Genomic DNA, 18,256 nt, shown 5'->3' on the forward strand with positions numbered 1-18,256 from the left:
TTACTCTATTTCTATAGATCCTAACATTTTTAAGCTAATAAGAAATAATAATTTTGGCAAGACCTTAATCAGACGATCCTTTCCTTATATCGCCAATTCTCGGCAAGGAATTCTATGCTCCAGAATCATCGCAGCCATCTCATAGGTAAAAATATCTAAGTGTCCCCCTTCAGGAGCGTTAAAACAAAACTCTTCGCCCACCTCAACGACTCGCTCCCGCCATTGTCCCATAAAGTCAATTTTGAGAATAGCCGTTTTTTCTGTGCGGTTTACATATACACAGTTGATAATTGCTTGATTAACAGTTGCCTTCGACATAACATTTCTCTCCATTTCAGCAATATGGATTTGTTTTTGCCTAGTAGTGTTTTGCTCCTCGTGTCAGGAATCCCTAACATTATTAGCTTGACTCAATCTGCCCTCATGGGCCACTATGGGGGGATGATAATGATGAGTAAAGAGCCAGCACCCGCAAGGGTACTGGCCCTCTCCTAGCTTCGCATCATCGGGATTAGCCCTCTCAACAGCCCACCAGGAGACTTAAAAACCTTAGTGTGGACTTAAGAAGCCAGGAGGTCAATCAATATGAAGAACTTACTCACTGTCATGCTCCTAAGCTCCCTTGCTTACGGCGTAGCTGTCGGGAAGATTCATCCCTATGACTACGTTTTTATCTACACCATCAACGAACTAGCAAAACGTCAGGGTGGAGATAATCAAGGCGGGAAGCGATAGGTAGAACGTTTACCGAATTCAAGCTGGGCAGTGCGCCAACACTCGATCCAGCTTTTTTGCCCTCACTATATCTCCATCGGTAGGTAGATCGTTTACTTAATTCAAGCTGGGCAGTGCGCCAACACTCGATCCAGCTTTTTTGTCCTATCACTCTATCTCGTTCGGTTAGGGGGATTCTCGTTCGGTTAGGGGGATCCTCGATCTTAAGGTAATCAACATAGCTGTATTTGTAGTTACCGATACTTTTTCAAAGTGGATTACAACAACAACTGGAAAGTTATGTTGCTACTAGGATTACATGAGACAAAAGAGAATTCAACCAATAATTGTCGGTGCTCCATTTCAAAATATGCTAACTAGCTCGAAAATACAGCCATGAAGACGCTCTCGTCAATGCCCCAAAACCTATCCGAAATGCCCCAAAACCTATCCGATGCCGAAAGGCAGGCAAGAAACTGTAATACAGCCATGAAGACGCTCTCGTCAATGCCCCCATCACTGTGTGATGCCCAAAAGCAGGCAAGAAACTGTGGTTTGGATATACCCAAGCTAGAAGCTTTGTTGGCAGAAATCGAACCCCTATCTCAAAAGTACAAAATTATGTTCTATCTGGCGGCTACAGGGCTTTATTCCGCTGATGATTTGGCTGAAATGTTCAATCATAGCAGCGGCAAAAATCTAAACGGAGATTTCAACAGATATATAGGAGACAATCTTAAACCTTCCCTTGATTTAGATGAAAGTGGTCGTCTGGGAATTACTTCCCTAAGAAGGATTCTCTTTAAAAAGGGCTATTTTGTTGACATTAATGACGATGAATCAGTGGAAGTTTTGCCAACACGCTACGCTGAAAATTCTCAAACAGAGCAGTCTTTTACTGTCAGACAAAATTAGTGCGGATGAGAAGACCACCAATCAAGGAGATTGATTTAAAAATGGAAAACACAGAGTTATTGTGCGAGATACCAACATCGGTCACTCCCCGTGCTGACATTATTAATGATTTGTTAGCTCAACTAGACAATGAACAGGATAGCGATATCCGTGCTGAAATCATAAGGAAATTAGGGGAATATCCTGAGCCTCAAGTGATTAAAAAACTTTGGGATTTGAGAAATAATCTCGAAAACGAATCTGATGATTTTGTGCAGTACGAAATCAAGCTTAGTTTGCATAAAGTGACTAATCATCCTAGTATAAATATTGATTTTTTTCTGGGTAACTTAGAAGTATTCCAATTAAAAGACAACAATTCTCAAGCTCCAAAAGTCTTAATTGACGCTGCTCTGATTGAAGAGTTTTTATTACGAAATAAGACGACTCTTAACAGGGAAGCTACTAGGGTTATGGGACTTGTTTTAGAGGGGAAAATTAATCCTTACATTGGCGAAATAGGATTAATCAAAATTTGGCATAATATCAAAAATCTTAAATCTCAAGAATATGCCAATCGTTCGATCATTGAACTTCTGAGTAAGATTAACGTCGGTCAAGTTGACTTGAAAGAAATTGACCTAGAAAAATATCCTAACGTTAACTTAAAAACGGCAATTCAAGTTGAGATTGCCAGAAAGTATAGCGTAGCAGGTATTATCACCATCAGAGATCGAGAATTCATTGCCAGTGGATATCCTTTTGTGGGTTCCCCTTCCCTATTCTTACAGTCTTTAGGGGAAGATACCTCGCCAGCTTCTATCGAAAGAACTCTCAAAAATCTCGGTAAAGCTGCCATGGAAAATGAAAAAGTAAAACTCAATCAGCTTTTAGAAAACGAGCCTCAACACAACTTATTCTTTGAAGATAATCTTTTGCTTTTTCAAGGCTGGAAAATTGAGAACTTTGAAATTCTTTGTGCTAACAACAATTTAACTGCTGCGACAGTTATTCTATGTAATACAAAAACCCAAGAGCGTTACACTGAATCGGCCTTTAAAAAAGGTTCAGTAGATGCACTTTTTACTGCTTTTAATGAGGCTCTAGCTCATTTAGTTAAAATTAAACATCACCTTAAATCTGTCTATTTGGCCAACTTAAAAGAAGGTCAACAAGGAGACGTAACTGTCAAGGTGATGGTCGAGTATGATGGTAAAGAAGTTATTACCATCCACACCCATGAAAATATTCTCAAGGCTTATTTTTTCGCCTACGTCAAAGCGATGATTGCCGTTTATGCACCCAAGGAATATCACCCCGATATTCATAGCACAAAAGAATTGACATATTTGCACAAAATTGGCCGACGAGATTTTCATGGACTGAATTTCAGCCAAGTCAATTTAATGGATACCCCAGGCAATCTTTCCGATGCAAAATTGATGGGATGTAACTTCAGTCAGGCTAATCTTTCGGGGTTTAATTTAACTGATGCTGATTTAACAGGAGCCGATTTAAGTCATGCTAATTTGAGCAAAGCTAATTTAACGGGAGCCGATTTAAGTCATGCCGATTTGAGCAAAGCTAATTTAACGGGAGCTAACTTGACCGATGTTAAATTAGATGAAAATAATCTAACCCTCCTTGATGGCACAATTTTGGCTAACACAATTATGCCTGAAATTAACATTGAAATTAGCGGCGAATCTCGTTTAGAAAAGGTTGGTCAACTACTCAAACACATTGATCCTCAAAGTCAATCTCGAATCTTGGCTGTTCACTCCATGACAGATTCCATCTGGTGGGATAATCCTCCCGGTCAAAAATTCTGGGAAGTTAACAAAGAACTAATCGAAAGGAAGATTTCTATTCAACGAGTCTTTATTCTTCCTGAAGCTCGGAATCCAAAGCATTTACAGGTGATTCAGGAACAACTTAACTCTGGCATAGAAGTTGCTTTGATTTGTCAGGAAAAAGCCAAAGATGTTGAAGGCTATCGTTGGGATGATACCAACCTATTGATTAGCGAAAACTTATCTGTTCCAAGAAATTCTTTTACAGCGAGAAGAACTATGAATGGTCAAACAGAATCAGGTTATATTTCCTATCAAACAAGAGTTGTCGAGACAGATAAAAGTATCTTTAACGCTCTATGGGAAAAATCCGAAAAACTCTCTACTGAAGCTAATATTCAGGAACAATTAGCAAACCTGAATACCTGACCCCGAATTTTATTGTTTTATTAACTGATGCTCACAAGGCGATCGCTTTTTCTATTTTGTTTTCATAAAAAGCGATCGCTAAAAAGTGAGTTCTCGGTCGTTTGTCACACAATCCTGAAGATATAAATCAATTAATTCCTGATAAGAAATTCCTTTTTCTTTTGCTTTTTTTTCAAAGAAATCAATGACATCAATCCTTAAAGGTAAAGTGACCTGCCGCTTGAGTTGTTGAGCAAAAGGATTAGGACGACTTTTCATATTAGCGAGATCATACTCTGATTTCATAAACAATAACCTCGATGAGGACAGTATAGTATTTTGTTTAAATTTAACGACTCAATTATAGTACATACAATCAAATTAACGATAGTTTGCTCTTAAAAAATTTTTCTCTCTCACCTCAGAAAAACTGCGATCGCCATTCTAATTCTATTTTGATAAAAAGCGATCGCTTCCCCACAATCCCTAAAAAATAACCATAAAATTAATTAATAGAATATCGGAGAAAGACAAACATGATTATCGCTCAAGAAAAACCAACTATTGCGACAGTCACCAAAACCCCTGTCACTTTGGAAGCATATCGGGCGATCGCTGAAACTTCTCAGGAACGTTATGAATATTGCCATGGAGAAATGATTCTTATGCCTGGAGGAACCGCAACCCACAGCGCAATCGCGATCAATATCTCGGTTTTTTTGGGATTTTTATTAAGAGATAGGGATTTTCGCCTGTATAACAGCGATCTGCGGCTGTGGATTCCTGAATATAATTGTGGAACCTATACCGATCTCATGATCGTTAACCATGAACCGGAATTTAACGGCGATCGCAAAGACGAAATTCTTAATCCTTTATTTATTGTAGAGGTGCTTTCCCCCGCCACGGAAGCCTATGATCGAGGTGATAAATTTAGAAAATATCGTTCCCTGCCAAGTTTTTGTGAATATCTGCTCGTTAGTCAAACTGAACCCTACATTGAGCAATATTTTAGACTCGCACAGAGCGATCGCTGGCAACTACAAACCTACGATCAACTTAGTCAAATAATCCCTCTGGAGAGTTTAAACGTTGAACTTCCCTTGCTAGAAATTTATCGTCGTGTTAGTTTTGCCGCAGTTTCATAAATCGCTTAATCCGATTAATACCCTTTCTATTTTGTTTGCATAAAAAGCGATCGCCCCACAGTTTAAACTTATAAAACCGCCATCGACAAAGAAGCGGCGATTAGTAGTTCATTAGAACTACTCTGGATAGTTAGGCAGAGAATGATATTGAAAGATGCCAAATATACTGCCGACACTGCCGACACTTAGAATACTGCCAACACTGCCAATACTGAGAATACTGCCGACACTGCCAATACTGAGCATACTGCCGATACTAACCAGACTTAAAATGCTGCTGGCACTAGCGAGACTTAAAATACTGCCGGCACTGCCTAAACTCAAGATACAGCGATAACTAGCTTTGCTCAGATAATTAAGACCAGAAATCATTTTAAATCGGGGAAAGATTGGGGAATAGTTAGGGAAGTATTTTGCCAAACCTGTTGTAAACGCATAGCCGGCATAGTTAGATAAAGAATATCACCTTGATCGAGAGTAATTTCTAGTAATTGCCAACCGTGGATAGTTTGACCCTGTTTTTCTAGGTAAAGTGGCACAAAATCGGCATTCATCGCCGCTTCCTTGATAATTTGCCCCATAAAAGGATGATTAGGTGTGATTAATGTAGCCAAAGCAACCCAGAGGAGATCATCGGTCATGCCATTACCGAGAATTCTACCGCCCAAAGCGGCCGCAGCGAAGGAATAGGTAGCCAGATCCCGGGGACATAATACCGTATCAAAATCAAAAACCTCTTGAATCGATCGCCCGAATTGTTCCTGAGAGCAGCGTAAAACTAGATTAATTTTAGGAGCGATCGCTTTAGCAGTGAGGGCAATCTCCACATTAATCATATCCTCGTAAGTAACCACGATCAAAGATTCGGCGTTGTTAATATTAGCGGTTTCTAGGGTAGCCACTAGACGCGCATCCTCGATGATAACGGGGATTCCCCAGGAGCGCACGGAATGCAAAAATCGATTATTGGGGTCCGATTCGATCACCACCACTTCACAGCCTTGGTCGTGCAATTGTCGCACAATGCGGGTGCCGATACCTCCTAAACCACAGATAATGTGATGATTGCGGACGGGAATGCGGGTAGCATCCCAAAACTGCTTAAAGCGACTACCGAGAATAAAATCGTTGAGGAGAGCATAACAGATACCGATAACCCCGGCACCGACAATCATCATGACCACAGTAAAAATTTTGATACTATCGGGGGTAGATTCGGCGACTTTTTCGTTACCTCCGGCGCCGGTAATCATCCCGACAGAGAAATAGAGGGAATCGACGAGGGAAATTTTTTGATTAACGCTGAGATAGGTAATGGTAGCAAGGGAAATCATCCCCAGGAGGGAAAGGGTGACAAGAATTACCGGTTGGATATAGTGCTGATAGGGACGGAGATTGAGTAGATTTCTCAGCCACTTTTGCAGTTTAAAACGCTGTTTTGCCTTAATTGTCGGTTTATTGCCGATAATGAGATGATCGCCAGTTTGGAGTTTTTTGCCTAAAAGAACTGCTGAAACCAGATCAATTTCGTCGTGGGCTGGGAGATAATAGATTAACATTCGGGCCGGATCGTCCCAAAGTTCGTAGAGGGGTAATCCCCACCAAGGATGATTTTCCTCGATAATTATCTCTTGAATTGGCCAAAGGCGATCGAATAGCTGTAATTGACCGATAGCTTTATTACCAAGGGCAGCAAAGGAAAAGATTGGAGCCGCTAGGGAAGCAACGCTCATGCTAACGTGAGCAGGGAGGGTTTGATCGAGTCTTTCTCCTAAAGTTTCGTTAAATAGTCGGTTAACTATCCGAATTTTCGGGTTAATTATCCTTGCGCGGGTGAGAATTTCCAGATTGAGTGCGTCGTTATCGATGGCCAAAACTAGGGTTTCTGCATCCGGAAGGCCAGCTTGCAGGAGAGTTTTAGGAGAGCAGGGATCGCCGATAATAATATCAGACTGGTATTCACAGACCATTTGGCGATCGCTAATCGCTACTACTGCCGCAGATTGTTGTTTGAGTAAACAAAAGATTTTATAACCGGTGCGACCTAATCCACAGACGATGATTTGCGGTTTCATTCGTCGAGCGCGTTTTTTGCTGATTAACCTTTCAGTTCTAGCGCAAAAACTAGGAAAAATCTGTAACTAAAGCTGCAATGCTGCCAATTTTCCTAATCAGGCTTTTAAAATGATAAAATAACCCTGATCATCGATTGAATCACTTCAGCCTTGACTCGCTTTCTTTGGGACAAATTTAGTAAAGATTACCTCGAAACTTTTCTTGCTTCTTCCGGTGACGTGAAAACCAGCCTTGATGTGACGGCAGAAACTCAAGAAATTGATGTGTATTTTCGACCGACTTCCTCCAAAATACCGCCCGAATTAGGCTTATTGGGCCGATTAGCTCAAACCCCTTGTCTATTAGAACCCTATCGCAATCCGGTCACGATTGATGGCATTATTGCCTGTTTATCTAAACTGTTTACTGTGCGGGAACAATTACAAAGAGAAGCTCACCGCAATCAACAACCCTTATTAGCAGAAAATATCCCTAGACTATGGATACTAACTCCTACGGCCAGTCAGAGGATTATAACTGCTTTTTCCGCTCTCAATCATCCAGATTGGGGAGAAGGAATTTATTTTTTACCTCCAGCATTAACCACAGCCATTATTGTCCTGCATCAATTACCTGAAACCCCTGAAACCCTTTGGTTAAGATTATTAGGTAGAGGAGGAACCAGAAGCAGAGCGATTGATGAATTAGAGGCCTTGTCTCCTAGTCATCCCTTTAAATCAGCTTCCTTAAAATTATTATACAATTTGAGTAGGAACTTGCAAGCCTTACCCAAAAGAACCCAGGAGGAGAGAAAATTTATCATGCGTTTAGCCCCTTTATACGAACAAGATAGAGAAAAAGCTATTCAACAAGGAGAAGCTATCGGACTTCAAAAAGGTAGAATCGAAGGGATTCAACAAGGAGAAGCTATCGGACTTCAAAAAGAAGCATCCAAGTTAGTGCTACGTCAACTAAAGCGACGTTTTGGTGAATTGCCCCCGCATATCACCGAAACTATTCAAAAACTCTCAGTAGAAAAATTAGAAGACTTAGGAGAAGCATTACTAGACTTTGAGACTCAAGCTGACTTAATTAATTGGCTGAACTAATAAATAGGCTTTGAAGATGATAAAATAACCATCATCATTGATTGAATCACTTCAGCCTTGACTCGCTTTCTTTGGGATAAATTTAGTGAAAGACTACCTCGAAACCTTTCTATCTTCTTCTGGTGACGTGAAAACTAGCCTTGACGTGACGGCAGAAACTCAAGAAATCGATGTGTATTTTCGACCGACTTCCCCAGAAATACCGCCCGAATTAGGCCTATTGGGCAAATTAGCTCAAACCCCTTGTCTATTGGAACCCTATCGCAATCCGGTCACGATTGATGGCATTATTGCCTGTTTATCTAAACTGTTTACTGTGCGGGAACAATTACAAAGAGAAGCTCACCGTCATCAACAACCCTTATTAGCAGAAAAGATTCCTAGACTATGGATACTAACTCCTACGGCCAGTCAGAGGATTATAACTGCTTTTTCCGCTCTCAATAATCCAGATTGGGGAGAAGGAATTCATTTTTTACCTCCAGCATTAACCACAGCCATTATTGTCCTGCATCAATTACCTGAAACCCCTGAAACCCTTTGGTTAAGATTATTAGGTAGAGGAGGAACCAGAACCAGAGCGATTGATGAATTAGAGGCGTTGTCTCCTAGTCATCCCTTTAAATCAGCTTCCTTAAAATTATTATACAATTTGAGTAGGAACCTGCAAGCCTTACCCAAAAGAACCCAGGAGGAGAGGAAATTTATTATGCGTTTAGCCCCTTTATACGAACAAGATAGAGAAGCAGCGATTCAAAAAGGTAGAATCGAAGGGATTCAACAAGGAGAAGCCAACCTAGTGCTACGCTTGCTTAACCGACGTTTTGGTGAACTGCCCCCGCATATTACTGAAACTATCCAAAAACTAGCCGTTGAACAATTAGAAGACTTAGGAGAAGCATTACTAGACTTTGAGACTCAAGCTGACTTAATTAATTGGCTGAACTAATAAATAGGCTTTGAAGATGATAAAATAATCATCATCACTGATTTAATAACTTAGGTCTTGACTTGCTTTTTTTGGGATAAATTTAGTGAAAGATTACCTCGAAACTTTTCTCGCTTCTTCCGGTGACGTGAAAACCAGCCTTGATGTGACGGCAGAAACTCAAGAAATCGATGTCTATTTTCGACCGACTTCCCCAGAAATACCGCCAGAATTAGGTTTATTGGGCTGATTAGCTCAAACCCCTTGTCTATTGGAACCCTATCGCAATCCGGTCACGATTGAGGGCATTATTGCCTGTTTATCTAAACTGTTTACTGTGCGGGAACAATTACAAAGAGAAGCTCACCGTCATCAACAACCCTTATTATCAGAAAATATTCCCAGACTATGGATACTAACTCCTACTGCCAGTCAAAGAATTATAACTGTTTTTTCCGCTAAAGAAAAGTTATTATAAATCCAACAAAAAAGATTACAAGGAAGAGCGACTATTCCCGCAGCTGAGGTGGATAAAATATATGGGATAGAACCTTAAATGAGCTATTCTGTTACTTTTGAACCAGAGTCGATAACTGATTTAGATTTGATCACCGATTTTATCAGACTGAGATTCTTAATAAAATTGAATGGTTAGCCATCAACTTTGAACAGATAACCCCCCTTCCTCTTACGAGAGAATGGTCAGGGTTTTATAAATTAAGATTAGGAGATGATCGGATTATTTATGAATTTGATCGAGAGAGTAGGATAATTATTAGAGTAGGTCATAGAAGTGAAGTTTATGACTAAATACTTACTAAAATAATTGGGATCAGCAATAAGCTAATACCCATTTTAAACGCCTATCCTTAGAATAGCGAGATTATTTTCTAGTAAAAATTGCCAAAGACAGCCCAATTATTGACAAAATTATGGCAGTATAAATCGAGCGGTAGCCCTGATTAATTACGGCACGGCATATAATAAAAAACGGTCTCCCTAAACCAGTTGCCAAAATCGCCGCCATGGACAGTCAATTACTTGATAAACTCGGACAATTACAAAACCTCTTACAAACCAGTGAAAAGGCTCTGATTGCCTATTCTGGGGGCGTGGATAGTACCCTAGTGGCCAAAGTGGCCTATGATTTGCTAGGGAGTCAAGCATTGGCAATTACGGCGGTTTCCCCTTCCCTACTGCCGGAAGAATTGGAAGAAGCGATCGCTCAGGCCGATTATATCGGTATTCGGCATGAATTGGTGGAAACCGAGGAAATGAATAACCCTAATTACACCAGTAATCCCGTTAATCGCTGTTATTTCTGCAAAAGTGAGCTACACGACACCCTTAAACCCCTTGCTCTCGCTCGTGGTTATTCCTACGTCATCGATGGCGTTAATGCTGATGATTTAAGGGATTATCGTCCCGGGATTCAAGCAGCTAGGGAACGGGGCGCTCGTTCACCTTTGGCGGAAATTGCTATCACAAAAAGCGAAGTTCGTCAACTATCCCGTTACTTAAATTTACCTTGGTGGGATAAACCGGCGCAACCCTGTTTAAGTTCCCGTTTTCCCTACGGGGAGGAAATTAGCTTGGAGAAATTGCAAAGAGTCGGGCGGGCAGAGATTTATCTGCGAAAATTAGGTTATCGTCAATTACGGGTGCGATCGAGCGGCGATACGGCACGGATTGAATTACCGGCAGCAGAAATCCCCGACTTTATTAATCGGACAAATTTAAGCGAATTAGTCGCTGATCTGCAAAAATTAGGCTTTATCTATGTCACCCTCGATCTAGAAGGTTATCAAAGCGGCAAGCTTAACCGAGTCCTCTAGTTCAGTGGTCAGTAAACAGTAAACAGTGGACTGAAAACTCAAATCTGCTCTAACAGTTATCTTAATGATGAGGTACGAAGCTTTCCTTTTGGGGAGTAGGTCGTCAATACCAAATTGGGTTATACTTCATCTTGACGAGAAAGGCTGTAACGGATAACTGGTCACTGATAACTGGTCACTGATAACTGATAGATGAACCTTTTTCTAGGGTTCCTAAGTCTTTACCCTTAAACCTCTAATTGCCAAGGCGAGGATAGATGAGTCAACTACAAAATGCCTTTACCCTATTCCTGAGCCTGTTGGTGGAAGCGATGCCTTTCTTACTGCTAGGGGTGATTCTCTCTAGTATTCTTTTAATATTTGTCGATGAACGTCGCCTAGTTGCCTTGATGCCTCGAAATGCTGTTTTAGGAGCATTTGTGGGGGGATGTATTGGGTTTTTGTTCCCCGTCTGCGAGTGTGGCAATGTGCCGGTGGCGCGACGTTTACTTGTGCAAGGAATGCCGAATGCAGTAGCGGTTAGTTTTCTCTTAGCAGCGCCGACAATCAACCCGATTGTTATCTGGTCTACCTGGGTAGCTTTTCGCGATCAACCGGAAATTGTTTTCTATCGAGTTATCTTTTCTTTGTTCATCGCTACGGTTATCGGGATTATCTTTAGTATCCAAAAAGATCCGCGACCACTCCTCCAAACCTCTTTGGCAAAAAGTCTCAATTGGCAACCGCAAACACCGGAAAAAGAATCTATCCCACTACTACTACAATCCGGGTCTTTTCTGATCGGTAATTCCGGGCAAACTTTGCGCTTAGACGAAAGTTTTGCCGCTACTGCTGTCCTACCGGCAGTGCAAGCTATCCCGATGAAAAGGCGCTGGTTAACTTTTCTGGAAAACGTGGTGATGGAATTACGCGAATTAGGAGGAGTGTTAATCTTAGGAAGTGCTATAGCGGCCGGTTTACAGGTGTTTGTTCCCCGGGAATTTATTCTTAATTTGGGTCAGGATCCGATTACTTCGATCTTGGCAATGATGCTGTTAGCGGTAATTGTTTCGATTTGTTCCACAGTTGATTCTTTTTTTGCTCTCTCCTTTGCCTCTAGTTTTACCAGTAGTTCCCTGCTGGCTTTTCTAGTGTTTGGTCCAATGATTGACCTGAAAGGGATTGGTTTAATGTTGTCTATTTTTAAACCGAGAATGTTAATTTATCTCTTTGCTTTAGCAGCGCAAATGACTTTTTTACTCACCTTGGCTCACAGTTATTTATTTTAGGTCAGTCCCTAGATAGTTTTTCCCATGAATTCATCACGTCTAAAAATAATCGCCCCCCAATTTATCGATATTATTGCCCTAATCGGTTGGGGTTCATTACTATTTAAATACTGGATAACTGGACAATTAAATTTACTGATCCATCCTAATTATTTTATTCTTGTTCTCATCACCAGTATTGCTTTATTTGCCCTAGGATTAGTCAAGCTTTGGACATTATTAAAACAGTGGCAAAAAAAGATTAATTTAGATAGTAACGATAATCGATCGCATATTACCATTCTTCCCCAACATTTTGGCTCAGGTTTATTAGTAATAACTGCCCTTTTAGGCCTATTTATCGCTCCGCAGCCCCTCAGTAGTCAAATCGCATTACAGAGGGGAATTAGTGAATCTTTACCCCTAACTCGCGTGCAAACTCAATCCTTTGGTACTACCGTTAAACCGGAGGAAAAAAGTTTAATTGAATGGGTAAGAACTTTGAATGCTTACCCTGAACCTGATGCTTACACAGGACAACCGGTAAAAGTCACAGGTTTTGTGGTGCAATTGCCCCAATTACCCGATAATTATTTATTAATTAGTCGCTTTATTCTTACCTGTTGTGCCGTGGATGCTTATCCCGTGGGTTTACCAGTGAAACTATCAGGAAGTCGCAGTCAATATCCCAATGATACCTGGTTAGAAATCACCGGAGAAATGGCCACGGAATCTTTACCCGTAGAGGTAGGAAAATCAACCACCAGAAGACAATTAGTAATTAAGGCCAAATCCGTGAAACCTATACCCACTCCTGCGGATCCCTACGGATATTAACAGTTAACTGTTATCAGTTGTTTCTAACCATCTACTATAATGCTGAAAACCTTACAACTACAACCGATTGATAAATTAGCGATAACATTAATTGTATCCCTAACCTTAGTAATTGGTGGCTTAATTTGGTTGGGTAATAGCTGTGGTAATCAATGTCTTTTACAAACTGGTCCAAGAGTCAAGGAATTTAGCTGGGAAAATCGAGAAATTGGAGCGGAAGATCAAGCATTTATTATCACTTTTGATCGCCCCATGGATCATGCTAGTGTAGAAAAAAATCTAGTTATCGATCCTGCGCTGCCGGGGAAGTTTAGTTGGGCCGGAAGACGATTAGCTTATACCCTCACCTCTCCCATTCCCTACGGAGAAAAATATCATCTGCAAATTGAAGGTGCGAGGGAACAATTTCGCAGCGGTAATCGATTAGGACAAACCCTGGCAATTTTTGAAAGAGAATTTAAAAGTCGGGATCGTGCTTTTGCCTATATTGGCACTAATGGGGAAGAACAGGGAAGATTAATTTTTTATAACTTGACCGAGGAGAAGAAAACCCTCTTAACCCCCGCAAATTTGACCGTTATGGCTTTTGAATTCTACTCTGATGGTAAAAAAATCCTCTTTTCGGCCGTGGCGAAAAATCAGGGAATACAGGGAATTCGTGAACTACAGCTTTACCAAGTTGATTTTGGCCAATCTTCCCCAAAAATTGAGTTAGTGCTAGACAATAAAGATTATCAAAATAATCATTTTGATTTATCTAAAGATGGGGAAACTATTGTCGTGCAGAGAATTGAGCGCCGCAATCCGATTAACTTCGATTTATGGGCAGTTAAATCGGGGGAAAAACCCAAACAATTAAACATTCAAGGTGGAGAATTTTTGATTGCACCTGATAGTAAAACTTTGGCTGTCACCCAGGGGGAAGGAATCGCACTTTTGCCTTTAAAAACTGAAACAAAACCCCTGGATTTTTTACCAAAATTTGGGCGAATTTTGAATTTTTCTGCTGATGGTACGGCTGCGGCAATGGTAAATTTTAATACTGATAATGCCAAAATGCGTTATATTCGATCGCTTTTTTATGTCAATAATCAAGGATTACAAAAACGCTTACTCAATCTACAAGGTTCGATTATAGATTGTCAATTTAATGCCACTGGTAGTGATTTATATTGTTTGTTAACTGAGTTAGTTACTAACAGTCAAGAGTACAAAGAAAAACCCTATTTTGCTAAAATAGATGTGAAGACTGGTCAAGTGACTCCCCTACTGGAATTAGCCGATTATCGTGATATTCACATTAGTTTATCTCCCGATAGTTTAGCGATTATTTTTGATCAACTTCGCACCAGTTATGATACTAATCCGACTAATCCCTTGACTACTGACTCAGGAGAAACAATTATCGGTGGTCGTTTGTGGATGTTAATTCCTCCCCTACAAGATGGAGTGAAAGCAAGTAAATCTGATTTAATTGAATTACCTCTAGCGGGAATTCGTCCCCAGTGGATGCCATAGAATTACCATCATTAAGTTAGGAATTATTTCGATGCTGTCAAACTCAGAAAAATTAGCCAAATTGCGTCAGTATTTTGTTAGTGGTGCCACTCGTTCCTATCAATTCCGTCGTCAGAAGTTAGAGAAGTTAAAACAGGCAATTATTAAATATGAAGGAGAGATATATCAAGCTTTATATAGGGATTTAAAGAAAAGTCCCGAAGATTGTTGGATTACTGAAAATGGTTTCCTTTTGGGGGAAATTAATAACGCTTTAAAAAATTTGCGCTCATGGATGCAACCCAAACCTGTTAAAACTAATCTCTTAAATTTTCCTTCCTCCAGTCAAATTATTCGGGAACCTTTGGGAGTGGTGTTAATTATTGGTGCTTGGAATTATCCCCTCCAATTGTTATTAGTGCCTTTAGTTGGTGCTATTGTTGCCGGTAACTGTGCGGTATTAAAACCGAGTGAATTTGCCTCAGCGACGGAAAAATTAGTAATTAAAATAATTCAAGAAATATTCCCTGAAGAATATGTGTTAATTGTACCCGGAGATGGTGCGGAAGTAATTCCGAATATGTTAGACAGTTTCACCTTTGATCATATATTTTTTACTGGCAGTACAAGGGTAGGAAAAATTATTTATCAACTAGCGGCAGAAAAGTTAATTCCTGTTACTCTAGAATTAGGGGGAAAAAGTCCCTGTGTTATCGAAGCTGATGCTAATATTTCCGTGGCAACTCGTCGCATTGCCGTGACAAAATTCTCTAATTGTGGTCAAATGTGTATCGCAGCTGATTATGTTTTAGTACATCAATCCCAGCAGGAGAATTTGATCAGAGAATTAGCTAATACTATTGTTAATTTTTTTGGTGAAGATGCCAGATTAAGTGCTGATTATGGTAAGATAATTAATGATAAACAATTTGATCGCCTGATTGACTTGCTCAAAGATGGTGAGATTGTTTTTGGTGGCAAAACTGATCGAGAAAATTTATATATTCAACCAACTTTATTAACTAATGTTTCCCTTGATGCTCCTATTATGCAAGGGGAAATATTCGGTCCAATTTTACCGATCATTGCCTTTAGCACTTTTGAGGAAGCTTTAGCAATTATTGCTAAAAACCCTAACCCTCTAGCTTTTTATCTGTTTACTACCAAGGCAAATACCGAAAAGAAATGGTTAGAATCAGTCCAGTTTGGGGGAGGTTGTATTAACAACAATAGTTTTCATTTTACTAATCCTAGTTTACCCTTTGGTGGTCGAGGAAATAGCGGTATTGGTAGCTATCATGGTCGTTTTTCCTTTGAGAATTTTAGTCACCAGAAAGCGATTATGAAAACACCTCTTTGGTTCAATCCTGTTTTAAAATATCCGCCTTTTAAGGGTAAATTAAACTTATTTAAGTTATTAGTTCGCTAAAAAGCTATAGTTTAGGTTAAAGCTTTTAAGAGAGCTTGAAATTTAAGCTGAATTTCTGCTAGTTCTTTTTCTGGATCGGAACCGGCAACAATACCCGCACCGGCGTATAATCGCGCTTGATCGCCTTTAATTAATGCCGAACGAATACCAACAATAAACTCACTATTATTGTGACAATCAATCCAACCCAAAGGAGCGGCATAAAGAGAGCGATCAAAGGTTTCATAATGACGAATTTGTGCTAAAGCGATCTCGGTGGGAACCCCAGCAACAGCAGGAGTGGGGTGTAGTTGGGCAACAATTTCGAGGGGATGGATAGAGGGTTTTAGTTTGGCATGGATAGGAGTCCAGAGATGTTGAATATTGGAGAGTTTTAACAATCTAGAGGGAGAATTTTGCGGATTTAAGCCAATTTGTCGCAGTTTTTGGTTAATAAAGTCACTAACAGCCCGATGTTCCCGTTGTTCTTTTTCACTAGCGAGGAGTTTATTGGCAAAGAGAGCATCTTCGATCGCATTTTCTCCCCGGGGGGCGGATCCCGCTAAAGCATCGGTGATTAATTGCCCCTGATGGACAGTTAACAATCGTTCGGGACTAGCACCGATAAAATGATCTCCCCGTCCATTGCCGAGGGAAAAAGTGTAGCAATCGGGATGACGCTGACGCAAATTATCGAGACAGTTTACCAGATGAAAAGGACGAGGAGAAATCACGTCAAGAGCGTGAGCGAGGACAATTTTGCTAAATTTTTGAGCATGGATAGATTGGATGGCATCGGCAACAGCCGCTTGAAAATTATAGGTAGGATGAATATAATAACTACAGGAATCCTGGTGAGGATTTTGTCGGCAATTGCTGGAGTTATTTTGGATAATTTTGAGGTTATTAATAGTTTCTTCGAGGGAGTTTTCTATTTCTTTTTCGCCGGTGATTAAGAGATTAGTCAGGAAAAAATATTCCGATTGTTTTTTGATAATTTGAAACTTAGGCAGGGTTAGGGTAGCTGAGGGAAAGGGGGTAGCTGTTGCCGAGTCGAAAAAAGTGAAACTACAAAAGATGCGGGGAGTAATCTCGCTATAGTTATCAATTTTAATAATTCTTTGTTGACAGTTTTCAATAAATTTTTGAGCTTTTAAAAAACGTTGTTTGCCGTGGAAAGTAGCAGTAAAAGCGATGCCGTAGCCGAGAAAAGCAGTTTCTCGTTCGGGATTTTCCCAATAACAATGGGTGGGATAGCTAGAAGCAATCCGAGAGAGAATTTCTAGGAGATCAAGGGGGGAAATTTTTTGACAAAAACTGACGATCGACCGATTTCCCTTTTCTGCGGCTAACAGTTGCGGGTTGAGGATAAAGTTATAGAGGCCGCGAAGATCAGCAATCGGACTATCAGGATAGGAAAGGCGAGGAACGGCAGAAGTCATGTCAAGTTTTTTGTATTTTTTGCAAAAAAACCATGATTAATGGTATGTAATCCCCACAGATGTGGCCAGAGTCAAGGCTCTCTTTTTAACTATGGTATCGGAGAAAGGGTCTTTAGGCAGAAAGCGAGCGGGATATTTGTGGCGATTAACCTTCTTGGCAACACATCAAGGCTTAAAATCTCCAGAGATGGCTATTATTTAAATGGGCAAAAAAATTAATTTAATAATTTCTATTTTACAAGTTTGTGGAAATTGCCACCACGGGACAAGTGGGGATACATTGTTCACAAACCACACAACGGGAACGCAAAAACTTAAGACGAAAACTTTCGGGATCAAGGGTTAAAGCTTCCGTGGGACAAACTCCCGTACATAAGCCACAATCGACGCATTTTTCTTCATCAATAACGATTTCGCGACTAACTTGGGAAACGCCAATATTTTGTAATTGTAACCATTCGATCGCCGCTTCTAACTCATCGATATCTCCCGATAATTCTAATACTAATGTTCCCACTTGATTGGGGGCAACTTGGGCGCGGATAATATTAGCGGCGACGTTAAAATCCTTTGCCAGTCGATAGGTAACGGGCATATGGACGGCTTTTTTGGGAAAAGTGAGAGTAACGCGTTTTTTCATGCAGCCTTTCCAATCAAAGAATCTTTTTTTGCTTATTTGCCGAAAACGGCTGGAATTACAATAGTAGCAGTGGCGGCAACGATCAGACCAAAAGCCAAATTAACTACCTGTTGATCAGCTTTTTGGTAGGTATCGATGCTAAGACTAAGTTCACGGATTTGGTTGATCACGTCTCCTAGCTTTTTTTCAATGTTTTGAACGTTACTTTCTAAAGTTTCTAATCGCCCCTCAATTGTATGAACGTCCCCTCCTAGCCTTTTTAGCTGTCCCTCTATTCGATCGAGTCTTTCTTCTGTCATAA

General features: G+C 40.3%; 18 protein-coding genes and 2 pseudogenes. 13 read left to right on the forward strand and 7 right to left on the reverse strand.

What is annotated here, in order from left to right:
- Positions 1 to 84: 84 nt before the first annotated feature.
- Positions 85 to 318, reverse strand: a complete 234-nt coding sequence (locus EWV60_RS09840) for a DUF1830 domain-containing protein (RefSeq protein WP_287232103.1) — start codon at positions 316 to 318, stop codon at positions 85 to 87.
- Positions 319 to 606: 288 nt separating this feature from the next.
- Between EWV60_RS09840 and EWV60_RS09845 the strand changes: the two genes are divergently transcribed.
- The 3 genes from EWV60_RS09845 to EWV60_RS09855 all read left to right on the forward strand — a co-directional run bounded on the left by EWV60_RS09845 (position 607) and on the right by EWV60_RS09855 (position 3,830).
- Positions 607 to 735 (forward strand): hypothetical protein, encoded by a 129-nt coding sequence (locus EWV60_RS09845; RefSeq protein ID WP_002739494.1) that lies wholly within the window; start codon positions 607 to 609, stop codon positions 733 to 735.
- Between the two features lie 393 nt (positions 736 to 1,128).
- Positions 1,129 to 1,629 carry a hypothetical protein gene (locus tag EWV60_RS09850; protein WP_502705820.1) on the forward strand — a complete coding sequence of 167 codons (501 nt, stop codon included), beginning with the start codon at positions 1,129 to 1,131 and terminating at the stop codon, positions 1,627 to 1,629.
- Between the two features lie 41 nt (positions 1,630 to 1,670).
- Complete coding sequence (locus EWV60_RS09855; RefSeq protein ID WP_287232107.1) at positions 1,671 to 3,830, forward strand: pentapeptide repeat-containing protein; 2,160 nt, start codon at positions 1,671 to 1,673, stop codon at positions 3,828 to 3,830.
- Positions 3,831 to 3,908: 78 nt separating this feature from the next.
- Here EWV60_RS09855 and EWV60_RS09860 read toward each other — a convergent pair whose 3' ends face one another.
- Positions 3,909 to 4,115 (reverse strand): UPF0223 family protein, encoded by a 207-nt coding sequence (locus EWV60_RS09860; RefSeq protein ID WP_002750139.1) that lies wholly within the window; start codon positions 4,113 to 4,115, stop codon positions 3,909 to 3,911.
- 230 nt (positions 4,116 to 4,345) lie between these two features.
- On the opposite strand from EWV60_RS09860, the gene EWV60_RS09865 reads away from it, so the two are divergent.
- Entirely contained in the window at positions 4,346 to 4,957 is a 612-nt protein-coding gene (locus tag EWV60_RS09865; RefSeq protein ID WP_287232108.1) for a Uma2 family endonuclease, read from the forward strand.
- Positions 4,958 to 5,074: 117 nt separating this feature from the next.
- On the opposite strand, the gene EWV60_RS09870 is transcribed toward EWV60_RS09865, so the two are convergent.
- Positions 5,075 to 5,329, reverse strand: a complete 255-nt coding sequence (locus EWV60_RS09870) for a hypothetical protein (RefSeq protein ID WP_002750132.1) — start codon at positions 5,327 to 5,329, stop codon at positions 5,075 to 5,077.
- Entirely contained in the window at positions 5,326 to 7,032 is a 1,707-nt protein-coding gene (locus tag EWV60_RS09875) for a potassium channel family protein (RefSeq protein ID WP_287232110.1), read from the reverse strand. Before EWV60_RS09875 ends, EWV60_RS09870 begins: the two co-directional genes overlap by 4 nt.
- 150 nt (positions 7,033 to 7,182) lie before the next feature.
- Between EWV60_RS09875 and EWV60_RS09880 the strand changes: the two genes are divergently transcribed.
- The 9 genes and pseudogenes from EWV60_RS09880 (at position 7,183) to EWV60_RS09925 (ending at position 15,894) form a co-directional block, all read left to right on the forward strand.
- On the forward strand, positions 7,183 to 8,121 hold the full coding sequence (locus tag EWV60_RS09880; RefSeq protein WP_287232112.1) for a DUF4351 domain-containing protein: 939 nt from the start codon (positions 7,183 to 7,185) through the stop codon (positions 8,119 to 8,121).
- Positions 8,122 to 8,178: 57 nt separating this feature from the next.
- A pseudogene (locus EWV60_RS09885) lies at positions 8,179 to 9,070 on the forward strand (DUF4351 domain-containing protein).
- A 57-nt stretch (positions 9,071 to 9,127) separates the two neighbouring features.
- Positions 9,128 to 9,509: pseudogene (locus tag EWV60_RS23185) on the forward strand (DUF4351 domain-containing protein); the annotation flags it as partial.
- 212 nt (positions 9,510 to 9,721) lie between these two features.
- Positions 9,722 to 9,859: a type II toxin-antitoxin system RelE family toxin gene (locus EWV60_RS09900; RefSeq protein ID WP_287232141.1), complete on the forward strand. Its 138-nt coding sequence runs from the start codon at positions 9,722 to 9,724 to the stop codon at positions 9,857 to 9,859.
- A gap of 215 nt (positions 9,860 to 10,074) precedes the next feature.
- Positions 10,075 to 10,884 (forward strand): ATP-dependent sacrificial sulfur transferase LarE, encoded by an 810-nt coding sequence (gene larE / locus EWV60_RS09905; protein WP_002740227.1) that lies wholly within the window; start codon positions 10,075 to 10,077, stop codon positions 10,882 to 10,884.
- 257 nt (positions 10,885 to 11,141) lie between these two features.
- Positions 11,142 to 12,152 carry a permease gene (locus EWV60_RS09910; RefSeq protein WP_002750120.1) on the forward strand — a complete coding sequence of 337 codons (1,011 nt, stop codon included), beginning with the start codon at positions 11,142 to 11,144 and terminating at the stop codon, positions 12,150 to 12,152.
- A gap of 24 nt (positions 12,153 to 12,176) precedes the next feature.
- Positions 12,177 to 12,968, forward strand: coding sequence for a TIGR03943 family putative permease subunit (locus EWV60_RS09915; RefSeq protein WP_002750118.1), 792 nt, complete (start codon positions 12,177 to 12,179; stop codon positions 12,966 to 12,968).
- A 39-nt stretch (positions 12,969 to 13,007) separates the two neighbouring features.
- On the forward strand, positions 13,008 to 14,486 hold the full coding sequence (locus tag EWV60_RS09920) for an Ig-like domain-containing domain (RefSeq protein WP_287232120.1): 1,479 nt from the start codon (positions 13,008 to 13,010) through the stop codon (positions 14,484 to 14,486).
- A 31-nt stretch (positions 14,487 to 14,517) separates the two neighbouring features.
- Positions 14,518 to 15,894: an aldehyde dehydrogenase gene (locus tag EWV60_RS09925; protein ID WP_287232121.1), complete on the forward strand. Its 1,377-nt coding sequence runs from the start codon at positions 14,518 to 14,520 to the stop codon at positions 15,892 to 15,894.
- Between the two features lie 11 nt (positions 15,895 to 15,905).
- Here the strand turns inward: EWV60_RS09925 and EWV60_RS09930 are convergent, their stop codons facing one another.
- The 3 genes from EWV60_RS09930 to EWV60_RS09940 all read right to left on the reverse strand — a co-directional run bounded on the left by EWV60_RS09930 (position 15,906) and on the right by EWV60_RS09940 (position 18,254).
- Positions 15,906 to 17,315 (reverse strand): isochorismate synthase, encoded by a 1,410-nt coding sequence (locus EWV60_RS09930; protein ID WP_287232122.1) that lies wholly within the window; start codon positions 17,313 to 17,315, stop codon positions 15,906 to 15,908.
- A gap of 235 nt (positions 17,316 to 17,550) precedes the next feature.
- Entirely contained in the window at positions 17,551 to 17,955 is a 405-nt protein-coding gene (locus tag EWV60_RS09935; protein WP_002739790.1) for an NIL domain-containing protein, read from the reverse strand.
- 32 nt (positions 17,956 to 17,987) lie between these two features.
- Positions 17,988 to 18,254: a ssr2422 family thylakoid membrane protein gene (locus tag EWV60_RS09940; RefSeq protein ID WP_002740128.1), complete on the reverse strand. Its 267-nt coding sequence runs from the start codon at positions 18,252 to 18,254 to the stop codon at positions 17,988 to 17,990.
- Between the last annotated feature and the right edge of the window lie 2 nt (positions 18,255 to 18,256).

Origin of the sequence: Microcystis sp. Msp_OC_L_20101000_S702 (assembly GCF_007095705.1) — a bacterium.
Lineage (GTDB): Bacteria > Cyanobacteriota > Cyanobacteriia > Cyanobacteriales > Microcystaceae > Microcystis > Microcystis ichthyoblabe_A.